Source organism: Pseudomonas spirodelae, assembly GCF_034653255.1.
In the GTDB taxonomy this organism is placed as follows: Bacteria; Pseudomonadota; Gammaproteobacteria; order Pseudomonadales; family Pseudomonadaceae; genus Aquipseudomonas; species Aquipseudomonas spirodelae.
Genome location: NZ_JAYEET010000026.1, coordinates 49,093 through 62,357, shown reverse-complemented (window position 1 = coordinate 62,357; position 13,265 = coordinate 49,093). Strand labels below are relative to the sequence as shown.

The following is a 13,265-nucleotide window of genomic DNA, read 5'->3' as shown; positions in this document are numbered from 1 at the left end:
CATCCTTAAATAAGAGGCGCGGCCGCCCAATCGGGACAGGCGGCCTCGTCAATCTGAACCGCACAGCGGGCCGGCACCCGCGCAAACAGCGTCAGCAAATCACTGTTGCGCATGCGCACACAGCCATGGGACAACGCTACGCCCATGGGCTCGCTGTCCGGCGTACCGTGTATGTAGATATAGCGGCGAAAGGTATCGACAGCGCCCAAACGATTGCGCCCTAGCTCACAACCGCTGAGCCAGAGAATACGCGTAAGAATCCAGTCACGACCGGGGAATTGAGCATGCAACGCTGACGACCAGACCTCGCCCGTCCAACGTCGCCCGCGCAACACGGCACCACTGGGCAAGCCAGCACCAATCTTCGCCCGCACCTGGTGCAAGCCGCGCGGCGTACAGCCGGAGCCATTGCGCTCACCTGCACCATTGAGCGCGGTGGAAACACGCAGGCGAAGGTGCAGCTGCCCATTGGCAAAGCCATACAGGCACTGATCGGCGAGGGAAATATGCAGAAAATCGAGAGCAATCATGGGCGGCTAGCTTAGCGGATAGCATCCACCAAGCCCACCCGCCGAGGTCAAACTTTGCTGGGGACCGCGGGAGTCTTGGTGCGCGGTTTAAGCTGGGCGCTGGCCAGGGCTTCATCGGTCAGGCCGGTTTCCGAACGCATGCCGGCAGCCAGAAATGGCACCATCAAACGCATCACCTGCTCAATCGAGGTATTAACCCCAAAATCAGTTTCCGACATAGCCCGTAGGGCCTTGATCCCGGACATGCTGAACGCTGCAGCGCCGAGCATAAAGTGCACCCGCCAAAACAGCTCCAATGGCGGAATGCGTGGAGCGGCTTCATGCACCAACTGCATGTAGCGACGGAAGACCTTGCCGTACACCTCTTCCAGATATTTACGCAAATGCCCCTGGCTTTGACTAAACGCCAAACCAAGCAAACGCATGAATATTGAAAGATCGTTACCGCTGCGCGGCTTTACTGCCAGCGCCTGCTCGACCAACAGCTCAAGCAGCTCTTCTAGACTGACCTTGGCATCGGGCTTAGCCTGACGACGATCCAGCTCGCGCTCCAGGCTTGCGCAGAAAGGCCCAAGGAAGCGTGAAAAAACCGCCTGAATCAGGGCTTTCTTCGAGCCAAAGTGATAGTTCACCGCGGCCAAGTTCACCCCAGCCTTACTGGTGATCAAACGCAGAGACGTTTCTGCGAAACCCTTCTCCGCAAAAAGCTGCTCTGCCGCATCGAGAATGCGTTCAACGGTTTCCGACTGCGCCATGACTTTTTTCATCTGAACAAACACTTGTTTGAAACATACGTTTCAGCTACCTGCCTTGTCAAGCGGGGCCGACCATCTTGTGGCCGACTGGTCACACATCGCCCAGCAACCCCGAATCCCGACCCTGGCTAGCCACCCTGCAACACCTGAATAGTAGCGCCACGCGAGTGACTATATAGAGATGAATAAAGTACAGATCAGAACGTAAGGATTGCCAACCTGCAATCACTGTATATAATCCCAGTCACTGTACAAAAAGACAGAGTCGATCATGCTTAAACTGACGCCGCGCCAAGCTGAAATTCTCGCCTTCATCAAGCAATGTCTTGAAGACAACGGCTATCCGCCTACCCGCGCAGAAATTGCCTTAAAACTGGGTTTCAAATCACCCAATGCAGCGGAAGAACACCTCAAGGCGCTTGCCCGCAAAGGCGCCATCGAAATGACCCCCGGAGCTTCGCGCGGCATTCGCATCCCAGGCTTTGAGCCCAATGCCGAGGAAGAGCCAGGCTTGCCGGTAATCGGCCGTGTAGCCGCCGGCGCACCCATCCTCGCGCAGCAACACATTGAAGAATCGTGCCGCATTAACCCAGAATTTTTCCATCCCAAAGCCGATTATCTGCTGCGCGTACGCGGCATGAGCATGAAGGATATCGGCATCCTCGATGGTGACCTACTGGCCGTACACACGACCCGTGAAGTGCGTAATGGCCAGGTAGTCGTGGCACGCCTCGATGATGAAGTTACGGTCAAACGCTTCAAGCGTGAAGGCAACAAAGTCTGGCTGATTGCCGAAAACCCGGAGTTCGCGCCAATCGAAGTGGATCTGGCAGAACAGGATCTGATTATTGAAGGCCTGAGCGTCGGCGTTATCCGCCGGTGAAGCGACAAGTGAGGCCTTTCTAACGCAGTACCGACAATGCAGGCAATTTGCTAACACCTGCGAGTGGAGGATCTATGCAGTTCCCACAATCACTGAACCGTACACAACTACCGCTGTTCGATGCTTTTCTAGCCTCAACCACGCCACCCTTGTTTGCCGAGAGCGGCGAACTGCCTTGGCAGGATGATGAGGGCGAAGCATTCAGTGAACTGTCGTTGCGCGGCGCAGCAGGACACTGCCTAAATTTACTCGCACCGGTATTGCGCCAACTCAGCGAGAACCATGACGAACGCTGGTTGACCCTGATCGCCCCACCATCAAGCTTGACCCAAGCGTGGCTACGCGAGGCAGGCCTTAACCGCGAACGTATCCTGCTGCTCCACCCACGCGGAGAGCAAAGTCCATTAGAGCTGGCCCAACAGGCCTTGAAGCTAGGCCGGAGCCATACCGTCGTCAGTTGGCTTCACCCTCTTGAGCGCCAGGCACGCCAACGCCTTGTTCAAGCGGCCCACCAAGGTAAGGCACAAAGCCTAAATATCAGCCTGGGATGATCGACCAGTGCAACGCACAAGGAATGTGCATTTTTAGCCACTAGGTCCTTGCTAAAAGGGCCACCTGCAACTAACAGAGCACGCTAAGCCAGCGCTGAAAAAGCCCTACTTTCAATGCAGTACACGCGGCCCTTCTTCATGCTGAAAGTTATTTTCAGCTAAGCGCCCAGCCATTTGCACACCGACATTGAGCATGGCTTTGGCCACTTCAACATGCTGCCCCTGCAGAAACGCTTTGGCGTCGGCAGAAAAATCCAGCACGACCAACGACTCTTCATCCTCTGCACGGCGCAGGGCAATGCGTCCGTCAGGCAGTTCGACAATTTCCAGGAAGGATGTAGGCATTGCGTTAGCTCTCCACGAAAGACCGGCATTGTAACAGCCGACCTGAGCCCGCCCTAGCCCACCGGTCAAATCAGCCTGTCACCATTCGCTCAATGTTTCGCGAAAGCGCTGCGCCAGAGCCTTCAATTGTTGCCGCCACGCCTCCAGCGCCTGATGAGTCAGGGGCTCGACTTCATCATCCAAGCTAACCGCAGTTATCAGCGGCGTACTAGGGTCAACTTTGACCTTCTTACCCGCTTGAGGCGGCTGAAATAGCGCGGCATACGCTTTCAGCAACTCAGCAACCCAGCTATCAGCTGATTGCGCCAACTCAACCAACTCGCCCAGCTCCTGGCTCGGCGCGGCTTGCAACACAGCCGGAGTGAGAAAGCGCTCAGCCTGCGGAGCGGAACTATCAGGCAAGCGGTAATAGCCAGCAATCTCATGGCACAGCCCTAGCAGGGCCCCATAAAGATGAAACAGCGCCGCCTCACGCTCAGCCTGAATCAAAGCCAGCGCATTCATGTTCTGTGCTTTCTCGGCGTTACGCCAGGAGTCTAGCGCCAGGCCTGCATAGAAGATTTTCTGATTAGTACGGGTATAGAGCTCATTGGCCATTGCGGCGCCCTCCATTACGGATTGGATAAGCATACGCGCACTCGCCCACGGCAAGCGCGCGTACAGCTAGATCAGCTCTTATCTTCGACTTTCCACTTACCGCCATCGAAGAATGCACGCCAGCCGGTCGGCTTGCCATCGACCTCAGTCTGCACGTACTGCTCCTTGGTTTTGCGACTGAAACGAATCACCGCAGCACGACCTTGAGGGTCCTTCTTCGGCGCATCACAAAGGAAGTGATACTTGGGATCGATTTCATCGCGGTGTGGAATCAACTCCAACACCAGCGGAGCGCGGGTTTCACGGTTCTTCGGAAACTGGCTAGCGGCCAAGAATAAACCCGAGGCACCGTCACGCAAGATGTAAGTGTCGTTGACCTTCTCGCACTTGAGCTCCGGCATTTTCACCGGGTCCATTTTCGGCGGTGCCGCTTCACCGCTTTTCAGCAGTTTGCGGGTGTTCTTACATTCGCTGTTGGTACAGCCGAAGAACTTGCCAAAGCGCCCGGTCTTGAGCTGCATCTGGCTGCCACACTTGTCGCAGTCCAGGCTCGGACCTTCATAGCCCTTAATACGGTACTGGCCCTGTTCAACCTCATAACCCACGCAATCTGGGTTATTACCGCAGATATGCAGTTTGCGGGTTTCATCGAGCAGATAGGCATCCATAGCCGTCGAACAGATCGGACAACGGTGCTTACCGAGCAACACGCGCGACTCAGACTCACCTTCATCGTCAGCGGCGATTTCATCACCCGGTACCAGATTGACGGTGGCCTTGCAACGCTCTTTAGGCGGCAACGCATAGCCCGAACAACCAAGGAACACACCGGTAGACGCCGTGCGAATGGTCATTGGTCGCGCACAGTCGCGGCAGGCGATATCCGTCAGCGTAGGTGTGTTGGCACGCATGCCGTTAACGCTGTCGCTTGCAACTTCAAGCTTCTTCTTGAAGTCACCGTAGAACTCGTCTAGTACATTTTTCCACTCGCGCTCGCCGTGAGCCACATCGTCCAGATTTTCTTCCATACCGGCTGTAAAGCCGTAATCCATCAAATTGGAGAAGCTTTCGGACAAACGCTCGGTGACGATGTCACCCATTTTTTCAGAGTAGAAACGGCGGTTGTGTAATGCCACATAACCACGATCCTGGATGGTGCCGATGATCGCTGCATAGGTCGAAGGACGGCCAATGCCGCGCTTTTCCATCTCTTTAACCAGGCTCGCTTCCGAGTAGCGCGCCGGCGGCTTAGTGAAGTGCTGGCTCGGGTCGAGCTTGACCAGCTTGAGCACTTCGCCCTGATCCATTTCCGGCAGTACATCATCGTCGCCCGGCTTACTCAGCTGCGGCAGCGCACGGGTATAACCGTCGAACTTGAGAATACGCCCCTTGGCGCGTAGTTCGAACTGCGCAGCCGTCACCGTCACAGTGGTCGACAGGTATTCAGCCGGTGGCATCTGACAGGCCACGAACTGGCGCCAGATCAGCTCATACAGGCGCTCGGCGTCACGCTCCATGCCTGACAACTGGGTCGGCTTGAGGTTGACGTCGGAAGGACGAATCGCTTCGTGCGCTTCCTGTGCACCTTCTTTACTGCTGTAGGCAATCGGGTTGGCTGGCAGGTACTTCTTGCCAAACTCGCCTTCAATAAAGTCACGCACCATGCTCACAGCGTCAGCCGAGAGGTTGGTCGAGTCAGTACGCATATAGGTGATGTAGCCAGCCTCATAAAGACGCTGGGCCATCATCATGGTCTTCTTCACCCCAAAGCCCAGGCGGTTACTGGCAGCCTGTTGCAGGGTGGAGGTAATAAACGGCGCGGAAGGCTTGCTGCTGGTCGGCTTGTCTTCACGCTTGCTGACGGTGTAGCTAGACGCTTTTAGCGTAGCCAAGGCCGCCATGGCCTGGGCCTCGCTCAGCGGCTTGAAGGCAGCGCCGTTCTCGCGCGCCACTTCGAAGCGCACATTCGCGCCTTTGGCCGTGCCTAGATCGGCATGCACTTCCCAATATTCTTCGGGGACGAACGCGCGAATCTCTTTTTCACGTTCGACCACCAGCTTTACCGCTACCGATTGCACGCGGCCGGCAGACAGACCACGGGCAATCTTGGCCCACAGCAATGGCGAGACCATGTAGCCCACCACGCGATCGAGAAAGCGCCGCGCTTGCTGGGCGTTAACCCGGTTGATATCCAGCTCACCGGGCTTGGAAAACGCGTCCTGGATGGCCTTCTTGGTAATTTCGTTGAACACCACGCGCTTATAGCGGCTGTCATCACCGCCGATGGATTCGCGCAAGTGCCAGGCAATGGCTTCCCCCTCGCGGTCCAAGTCGGTTGCGAGATAGATGGTGTCGGCATCCTTGGCCAAACGGCGCAATTCCTCGACCACCTTCTCTTTGCCTGGAAGGATCTCGTACTTGGCTTTCCAGCCATGCTCGGGATCAACCCCCATGCGCGCGATCAGCTGGCGCTTGGCTTTTTCCTTGGGCGACAGCGCAGGTACTTCACCTGCAGCGGCTTTGCCACGCTTGGCCGGCTCTTTGGCGGTGCTCGCCGAACCACTGGTGGGTAGGTCACGGATGTGGCCGATGCTCGACTTCACCACGTACTCGTTGCCCAAGTACTTGTTGATGGTCTTGGCCTTGGCCGGGGATTCCACGATGACCAGCGATTTGCCCATGGATTGGAAATTTCCTGAATTCGGTAAATAAATGCGGGAGGCGCGGTGACTGCCTGTTAGCGCGGCACCGCTATATATAGTGGCGGTCCGGCTAAGGTCAAGCGCAGCGGTGGCCCGATGTCAGCTCAAGGCCGAGTAAACAATGCTGTTTCAGCCTGAATCAAAGCAAAGCGTGGAACCGTCTCGCCGTCCACCTGAACGCTCTCACAGAACATCTCAAGCGGCCTCACCCAAAGGCCAAACTCGCCGTACAGCGCCTGATAGACCACCTCCAGCTGCTGCGTTTCAGAATGCTGCGCCACGCCAAATACCCGGTATTCCGGGCCTTTGTAGTGACGATAGAGGCCAGGCTGTAACTGCATGGATGAATTCCTTAAAGATTTTCTACTAAAAACAAAAACCGGGGCACTTGGCCCCGGTTTTCCACCTTCTACATCGACTACAACTTAGATGCGTTCGAAGACGGTGGTGATGCCTTGGCCGAGACCTACGCACATGGTCGACACACCGAAGGTGCCACCATTCTGCTTCATCACGTTGAGCAGGGTACCGGAGATACGCGCACCGGAACAACCGAACGGGTGACCCAGAGCGATTGCGCCGCCGTGCAGGTTGACCTTCTCTTCCATCTTATCGAGCACTTTCAAGTCCTTCAGCACAGGCAGAGCCTGAGCAGCGAAGGCTTCGTTGAGCTCGAAGAAGTCGATGTCATTGATGGTCAGACCCGCACGCTTAAGGGCTTTATGAGTCGACGGTACTGGACCGTAACCCATGATCGCCGGGTCAACACCGGCAACAGCCATGGCACGAACCACTGCCATTGGCTGGATGCCGAGGTCCTGAGCGCGCTGAGCACTCATGACGATCATGCAGGAAGCGCCGTCAGTGATCTGCGAGGACGTACCTGCAGTCACGGTGCCGCCCTTCGGGTTGAACGCTGGCTTCAGTGCAGCCAGGCTCGCCAGGGTGGTTTCCGGACGAATGGTTTCGTCGTAGTCGAAGACCTTCAGGAAGCCATTCTCGTCGTAGCCTTGCATCGGGATGATTTCATCCTTGAACTTGCCTTCAACGGTAGCTTTCTGAGCCAGACGGTGCGAACGCTCACCGAATGCATCTTGCTGCTCACGGCTAATGCCATGCATTTTGCCGAGCATTTCAGCCGTCAGACCCATCATGCCCGAGGCTTTGGCCGCATACAGCGACAAGTGCGGGTTTGGATCAACGCCGTGCATCATGCCAACGTGGCCCATGTGCTCCACACCGCCGACAACGAACACATCGCCGTTACCGGTCTGGATCGCCTGCACAGCAGTGTGCAGCGCGCTCATGGACGAACCGCACAGGCGGCTCACAGTCTGGCCAGCAGCGGTGTGAGGGATCTGGGTCATCAGCGACGCCATGCGTGCGATGTTCCAGCCCTGCTCCAGGGTCTGGTTAACGCAGCCCCAGATTACGTCTTCCACTTCAGACGGATCGACCTTGGTGTTACGTGCCAGCACGCCACTGATCAGGTTGGCCGACATGGTCTCGGCACGGGTATTGCGATGCATGCCGCCCTTGGAACGACCCATTGGGGTACGACCGAAGTCGACAATGACTGCATCTCTAGGATTCAGGCTCATAAATTTACTCTCGCTCTAGTCTGTCCGCGATTAACCGAAAAACTTCTGGCCCTTAGCGGCCATTTCGCGAAGCTTGGCAGTCGGGGTGTACAGCGCGCCCAGCTCGGCATATTTGTCGGCCAGGGCAACGAACTCAGCCACACCGACGGTATCGATGTAACGCAGCGCACCACCGCGGAAGGGCGGGAAGCCGATGCCGTAAACAAGACCCATATCGGCCTCGGCAGCGGTCTCGACGATGCCATCTTCCAAGCAACGAACAGTTTCCATGCACAACGGGATCATCATCCAGTTGATGATGTCTTCGTCGGTGACTTCACGCTGCTCAAAGATGATGGGCTTGAGCACTTCGAGAACAGCAGGGTCAGCAACTTTCTTCTGCTTGCCGCGCTTATCCAGCTCGTAGGCGTAGAAGCCTTTACCGTTCTTCTGACCCAGGCGATCAGCTTCGTACAGTGCATCGACTGCCGAGCGACGATCGTCTTTCATGCGGTCTGGGAAGCCTTCGGCCATTACGTCGCGACCGTGATGACCGGTGTCGATGCCGACCACGTCCATCAGGTACGCCGGGCCCATTGGCCAGCCGAACTTCTCCATCACCTTATCGATGCGCACAAAGTCGACGCCCGCGCTGACCAGCTTGGCGAAACCACCGAAGTAGGGGAACAGCACGCGGTTGACCAGGAAGCCTGGGCAGTCATTGACCACAACCGGGGTCTTGCCCATTTTTTTGGCGTAAGCGACGGTTGTAGCCACAGCTACGTCGCTGGATTTCTCGCCACGAATAACTTCAACCAGCGGCATCATGTGCACAGGGTTGAAGAAGTGCATGCCAACGAAGTTTTCCGGACGCTTGAGCGCCTTGGCCAGCAAGCTGATGGAGATAGTCGAGGTGTTCGACGCCAGGATTGCATCCTCACGTACCATGCCTTCCACTTCAGCCAGCACGATCTGCTTGACCTTAGGGTTTTCGACGACCGCTTCGACAACGATGTCGACAGCGCCGAAATCGCCATAGGACATGGTCGGACGAATGGCGGTGAGGGCTTCTGCCATCTTCGCCGGGGTCATACGACCTTTAGCAACACGGCCACCGAGCAGCTTGGACGCCTCGGCCAAGCCCATCTGGATACCCTCTTCACGGATATCCTTCATCAGGATCGGGGTGCCCTTGGACGCGGACTGGTAGGCAATACCGCCACCCATGATGCCAGCACCGAGAACGGCAGCCAGCTTCACGTCTTTAGCGATTTCGTCGTGCTGTTTGGCTTTTTTCTTAAGATCCTGATCATTCAGGAACAGGCCGATCAAGCTGGCAGCCACTGGCGTTTTAGCCAGTTTAACGAAGCCGGCAGCTTCAACTTCCAAGGCCTTATCGCGCCCCATGTTGGCCGCTTTCTGGATGGTCTTGATGGCTTCAACCGGCGCTGGGTAGTTCGGGCCAGCCTGTCCGGCCACGAAACCTTTGGCGGTTTCAAAGCACATCATTTGCTCGATCGCGTTGAGCTTGAGCTTTTCCAGCTTCGGCTGACGCTTGGCCTTGTAGTCCAACTCGCCAGAGATGGCGCGCGAAATCAGGTCAAGTGCAGCAGCTTGCAGCTTGTCAGCAGCAACCACGGCATCCACTGCACCCATTTTCAGGGCATCAGCGGCTTTGTTCTCTTTACCGCTGGCAATCCACTCCACAGCGTTATCAGCACCGATAACACGTGGCAGACGCACAGTGCCGCCGAAGCCTGGGTAGATGCCCAGTTTGACTTCCGGCAGGCCCACTTTGGCGCTTTCGGCCATGACGCGATAATCCGCAGCTAGGCACATTTCAAAACCACCGCCCAAGGCGATGCCATTGATCGCGACTACAGTCGGAACATTGAGGTCTTCAAAATCACTGAAGATCTTGTTGGCTTCGAGGTTGCCAGCCACCAGCTCTTCGTCCGGCAACTTGAAGTTGTCGACGAACTCGGTGATGTCGGCGCCGACGATAAATACGTCTTTGCCACTGGTGACAATCACGCCTTTGATCGAACCATCAGCCTTAATTGCATCAACGGATTGACGCAGTTCATTGAGGGTAAGACGGTTGAATTTGTTGACGGATTCACCCTTGAGGTCGAATTTCAATTCGACGATGCCACTCTCAAGAGCCTTAACCGTGATGGCTTTACCTTCGTAAATCATCAACTGATCTCCACGGTATGGAAGCTGAACAGTACACATCGGAGCCAACCAGCAAGTTACTCAACGGCATGGCCGCATCAGAGTAACCCCAATCAGCCTGGCACACCCACCGACGCGATATTCGGGTTGTAAAGGCGATGGATTAAGTAAGCAAACGCTCAATTCATACGCCCGTTTGATTTGGGTGTGCACACCTTCAAGGAAAAGCCATGACTTGTCAATTGGCCCGTAACGGCGGCAATAACGTACAAAAAGTTACGCTCAAACGCGCACTGGCGCCCCGATAGCTTCGCCTCGAAAAAGCAGCCATTCGCTGCGATATAGCGCTACTTATCGAGAAAACCACGCAAAAAAGCGCACCCGCGACGACCTAGCAAAATATTTTAGCTACAGGTACAGTCGTCTCAATACGGCCGTGTTTATGACACCCGTAACTAAAACAAAAACAATTAAAGCCCAACCAAGGGCGCACGGAGTTTCCTTATGTCGAGGCGCACGCTTGCCATTGCTTTGAGCACCCTACTGGCAATCACACTCCCCCTGTTCAGCGCCGCAAGCCAAGCCGCTGAAACCGCCACCAGCCTACGTAACCTGCACCAGCTACGTCTTGCCGCGCAAAAAACGCTGGGCGATTTTTATATGTTTAACGGTATGGAAGGCGATCAACGCTATGCGCGGATGATCAATGAGTCGCTCAGCGAGGTGAACACCCAGCTAAGCGCGCTGAGAGACATGCCTGGCGAGGGCTCAAACGCCCTGCGCTCGCAGCTTGACCAGCAATGGAAAGGCTACCAGAGCGATCTCAATAACCTGATTAACGCACTAAAAACCCAGGGTTATACAGACCTACAGCCGGTGGCCGACCTGGCCGCGCGCAACCAACAGCTGATGAGCCTAAGCCAGGAGCTTTACAGCAAGATTCAGCAAGAAGGCAGCTACAGCGTGCCCACACTGACCCAGCATAGCCGCGAGCAAAGCCTGTTGATGCAAGGCATCGCTGTGGATTACGCCTCACGTAGCACTTCAGTGGGCGCCACTTTTATGGGCGGCGGCGATGCACGGCCGATTGAGGACATGGTCAGCGAGTTCGCCAGCAAGATGGCGACACTGCAGAAAGCCCCGCAAAACACCCCGCAACTTAAGCAGTCCTGGGGCGAGGTCGCGACCAAATGGCGCTACATTGAAAAATCGTTGATTAACTACAACGAAAACAGCGTGCCCTTTCTGGTCAGCAAGTATTCCAACACCATTATTCAGGGCATCGAACAGATTTCCACCCAGTACGCAGCCACCGATCTCTGATCGCCTCGGGCGCACTCAGCACTCGCTCCAGCGGCTTGCCTGGGCACAGGCAAGCGCGGTGCTTGCAAAGGCCTTTGTTAGCCTCAGGCTCTGGCCTTGAGAAAGCCGACAACTTTTTCCAGTGCCGCGCCAGCGCCCCGCTCGCCCCAGCATATCGAGAGCATCTGATCAGTCGCTTCAACCTTGAACGCATCCGCCGGCAATGCCTGCAACTCGGTCAACAAGGTCTCATCGGCGCAGGGCTCGCGCCATTTATTGACCCACTGCCCCGGCTCCAACTGCCAGTAGCACCAGCGATCGACCTGACCGCGCCGGCGCGCCTGGTGATATTGCGGGCACGACCCCGGTGGCTCACGCAACAACCAGTGCGGCCACTCTTGCGGCGACAATTGCATGGCCACGCCCATACGCCGAGCCTGCAGGCGCACATCCATCTGCCCACGCTGACGGCGTGACGGTGCCAGCCATGCCAAAGGGCTTAACATGACCGCCAGCAGTAAAACCAGAAACCAAGGACTCATATCGTTCTCTCACAGGCAAAAGCCTGTTATATGCATTCAAGAAGGCCATACTTAAACCATCGAACCACATGTAAGGAGCTATCCATGCCCTATCTGCACATTCTGGTCGCTGTCGACCTTACCGAGGAATGCGACCCGGTTATGCACCGAGCGCAGAAATTAGCAGCCAGCAGCGGCGCCAAATTATCCGTGGTGCATATCGTCGAGCCCATGGCCATGGCCTTTGGCGGCGACGTGCCGATGGACTTGTCGATGCTGCAACAACAGCAGTTCGACCAAGCACGCGAGCGCCTGGATAAATTTGCCGACAAGTACCCCGCTCTTAGCGACGAACATCGCCACCTGGCTTATGGCCAGCCGCGCCAGGAAATTCATCGCCTCGCCGAAGAACAGCAATGCGACCTGATAATTGTCGGCAGCCACGGCCGCCATGGCCTAGCCCTGCTACTGGGCTCGACCGCTAACGACGTCCTGCACGGCGCTCCCTGTGACGTCCTGGCTGTGCGGCTAAAGAAGGCCGAATAACGTCGGCGCACGAATAACGCAACGCCAACCGCGCTTGCGTTATTCGTTACTGTCGCGCGTTCCCATGACCAATGGGCGGATCTTCTGCAGTTGCGTCTCCAGCGAATAGGTCATGCTTGAGGCCATCGAAAAGAACGTCAAAAACGCCTTGAGGTTCGAGTCACCATCACAGGTTGCATGAATACGCTGCCAGAATGCCTGATTCACCAGCTGCAACTGCTGGAAAACCTCAACCAACCCCTTTAATTGCCAGTCAGCTGTATGCCCCTCGCGCAGGTTGAAATACTGCTGAGTGAGGTAGAGCGACACAGCCCGCAGAATGAATTCCTGGTTATTGGCGAACGGCAGATGGTGCTGCGCCATGGGCTTTAGCTTGCCCAGCAACGGGCACGCACTGGTTGCCATGATCACCCCAAGCAGCGCGCGCAACCCTTCGTCCAAGCCAACCTGTTTGTTGTACTCACGCTCCGGCGTACGCACCCAAACAGCAGCCTTCTTGAACGCCGGAAGGCCGTGGAAATCCTCAATCACCCGGTGCAAATCAACCGCTGCGGGGCAATGGCTGAAATTGTCCTTGCTCAGCGGACAATTACTGCACTGCTGATATTCCAGACGCGTCCAGGCTGGCGCACTTTGCGCAGCCTCTGCTGCATACACCCGGTCCAGCTCAATCCTATAACTGAACTGGTGATCGTCGTCGAGAGTAATGCTGTACTCGATGGCCATCGACTGTCTCCGCCAGAAGCCCGAATGCTATTTGAGCGCGCTACTTATT

The 13,265-nt window shown here is 56.3% G+C and carries 14 protein-coding genes; 4 read left to right on the top strand and 10 right to left on the bottom strand.

Annotated features, from left to right (window positions below; translation table 11 throughout):
* Positions 1-5: 5 nt before the first annotated feature.
* On the bottom strand, positions 6-530 hold the full coding sequence (locus tag SOP97_RS08810; RefSeq protein WP_274088620.1) for a L,D-transpeptidase: 525 nt from the start codon (positions 528-530) through the stop codon (positions 6-8).
* A gap of 47 nt (positions 531-577) precedes the next feature.
* On the bottom strand, positions 578-1,285 hold the full coding sequence (locus SOP97_RS08805; RefSeq protein ID WP_274088667.1) for a TetR/AcrR family transcriptional regulator: 708 nt from the start codon (positions 1,283-1,285) through the stop codon (positions 578-580).
* 271 nt (positions 1,286-1,556) lie between these two features.
* Between SOP97_RS08805 and lexA the strand changes: the two genes are divergently transcribed.
* Both lexA and sulA read left to right on the top strand, forming a co-directional pair.
* Positions 1,557-2,168 (top strand): transcriptional repressor LexA, encoded by a 612-nt coding sequence (gene lexA / locus SOP97_RS08800; RefSeq protein ID WP_322948962.1) that lies wholly within the window; start codon positions 1,557-1,559, stop codon positions 2,166-2,168.
* Between the two features lie 74 nt (positions 2,169-2,242).
* Entirely contained in the window at positions 2,243-2,719 is a 477-nt protein-coding gene (gene sulA, locus SOP97_RS08795) for an SOS-induced cell division inhibitor SulA (protein ID WP_274088622.1), read from the top strand.
* 111 nt (positions 2,720-2,830) lie between these two features.
* Here sulA and SOP97_RS08790 read toward each other — a convergent pair whose 3' ends face one another.
* From SOP97_RS08790 to fadB, 6 genes are all read right to left on the bottom strand, one after another.
* Positions 2,831-3,064 carry a hypothetical protein gene (locus SOP97_RS08790; protein ID WP_090238248.1) on the bottom strand — a complete coding sequence of 78 codons (234 nt, stop codon included), beginning with the start codon at positions 3,062-3,064 and terminating at the stop codon, positions 2,831-2,833.
* Between the two features lie 78 nt (positions 3,065-3,142).
* Positions 3,143-3,661, bottom strand: a complete 519-nt coding sequence (locus SOP97_RS08785; RefSeq protein ID WP_274088668.1) for a DUF6586 family protein — start codon at positions 3,659-3,661, stop codon at positions 3,143-3,145.
* A 71-nt stretch (positions 3,662-3,732) separates the two neighbouring features.
* Positions 3,733-6,342 carry a type I DNA topoisomerase gene (topA, locus tag SOP97_RS08780; protein ID WP_274088623.1) on the bottom strand — a complete coding sequence of 870 codons (2,610 nt, stop codon included), beginning with the start codon at positions 6,340-6,342 and terminating at the stop codon, positions 3,733-3,735.
* Positions 6,343-6,467: 125 nt separating this feature from the next.
* Positions 6,468-6,704 carry a DUF1653 domain-containing protein gene (locus tag SOP97_RS08775; protein WP_274088624.1) on the bottom strand — a complete coding sequence of 79 codons (237 nt, stop codon included), beginning with the start codon at positions 6,702-6,704 and terminating at the stop codon, positions 6,468-6,470.
* An 84-nt stretch (positions 6,705-6,788) separates the two neighbouring features.
* Positions 6,789-7,964: an acetyl-CoA C-acyltransferase FadA gene (gene fadA / locus SOP97_RS08770; protein WP_274088625.1), complete on the bottom strand. Its 1,176-nt coding sequence runs from the start codon at positions 7,962-7,964 to the stop codon at positions 6,789-6,791.
* Between the two features lie 30 nt (positions 7,965-7,994).
* Positions 7,995-10,142 (bottom strand): fatty acid oxidation complex subunit alpha FadB, encoded by a 2,148-nt coding sequence (fadB, locus tag SOP97_RS08765; RefSeq protein ID WP_274088626.1) that lies wholly within the window; start codon positions 10,140-10,142, stop codon positions 7,995-7,997.
* A gap of 483 nt (positions 10,143-10,625) precedes the next feature.
* On the opposite strand from fadB, the gene SOP97_RS08760 reads away from it, so the two are divergent.
* The gene (locus tag SOP97_RS08760) at positions 10,626-11,444 is read left to right on the top strand and encodes a hypothetical protein (protein ID WP_322948961.1); all 819 of its coding nucleotides are present in this window, start codon (positions 10,626-10,628) and stop codon (positions 11,442-11,444) included.
* Between the two features lie 83 nt (positions 11,445-11,527).
* On the opposite strand, the gene SOP97_RS08755 is transcribed toward SOP97_RS08760, so the two are convergent.
* The gene (locus SOP97_RS08755; RefSeq protein WP_274088628.1) at positions 11,528-11,965 is read right to left on the bottom strand and encodes a hypothetical protein; all 438 of its coding nucleotides are present in this window, start codon (positions 11,963-11,965) and stop codon (positions 11,528-11,530) included.
* A gap of 84 nt (positions 11,966-12,049) precedes the next feature.
* On the opposite strand from SOP97_RS08755, the gene SOP97_RS08750 reads away from it, so the two are divergent.
* Positions 12,050-12,490 carry a universal stress protein gene (locus tag SOP97_RS08750; RefSeq protein WP_274088629.1) on the top strand — a complete coding sequence of 147 codons (441 nt, stop codon included), beginning with the start codon at positions 12,050-12,052 and terminating at the stop codon, positions 12,488-12,490.
* Positions 12,491-12,529: 39 nt separating this feature from the next.
* Here SOP97_RS08750 and SOP97_RS08745 read toward each other — a convergent pair whose 3' ends face one another.
* The gene (locus SOP97_RS08745; RefSeq protein ID WP_274088630.1) at positions 12,530-13,216 is read right to left on the bottom strand and encodes a DUF6901 family protein; all 687 of its coding nucleotides are present in this window, start codon (positions 13,214-13,216) and stop codon (positions 12,530-12,532) included.
* Positions 13,217-13,265 lie beyond the last annotated feature (49 nt).

Coding starts and splice junctions, on each gene's coding strand:
- SOP97_RS08810 (WP_274088620.1), bottom strand. CDS start 530: ATGATTGCTCTCGATTTTCTGCATATTTCCCTCGCCGATCAGTGCCTG.
- SOP97_RS08805 (WP_274088667.1), bottom strand. CDS start 1,285: ATGGCGCAGTCGGAAACCGTTGAACGCATTCTCGATGCGGCAGAGCAG.
- lexA (WP_322948962.1), top strand. CDS start 1,557: ATGCTTAAACTGACGCCGCGCCAAGCTGAAATTCTCGCCTTCATCAAG.
- sulA (WP_274088622.1), top strand. CDS start 2,243: ATGCAGTTCCCACAATCACTGAACCGTACACAACTACCGCTGTTCGAT.
- SOP97_RS08790 (WP_090238248.1), bottom strand. CDS start 3,064: ATGCCTACATCCTTCCTGGAAATTGTCGAACTGCCTGACGGACGCATT.
- SOP97_RS08785 (WP_274088668.1), bottom strand. CDS start 3,661: ATGGCCAATGAGCTCTATACCCGTACTAATCAGAAAATCTTCTATGCA.
- topA (WP_274088623.1), bottom strand. CDS start 6,342: ATGGGCAAATCGCTGGTCATCGTGGAATCCCCGGCCAAGGCCAAGACC.
- SOP97_RS08775 (WP_274088624.1), bottom strand. CDS start 6,704: ATGCAGTTACAGCCTGGCCTCTATCGTCACTACAAAGGCCCGGAATAC.
- fadA (WP_274088625.1), bottom strand. CDS start 7,964: ATGAGCCTGAATCCTAGAGATGCAGTCATTGTCGACTTCGGTCGTACC.
- fadB (WP_274088626.1), bottom strand. CDS start 10,142: ATGATTTACGAAGGTAAAGCCATCACGGTTAAGGCTCTTGAGAGTGGC.
- SOP97_RS08760 (WP_322948961.1), top strand. CDS start 10,626: ATGTCGAGGCGCACGCTTGCCATTGCTTTGAGCACCCTACTGGCAATC.
- SOP97_RS08755 (WP_274088628.1), bottom strand. CDS start 11,965: ATGAGTCCTTGGTTTCTGGTTTTACTGCTGGCGGTCATGTTAAGCCCT.
- SOP97_RS08750 (WP_274088629.1), top strand. CDS start 12,050: ATGCCCTATCTGCACATTCTGGTCGCTGTCGACCTTACCGAGGAATGC.
- SOP97_RS08745 (WP_274088630.1), bottom strand. CDS start 13,216: ATGGCCATCGAGTACAGCATTACTCTCGACGACGATCACCAGTTCAGT.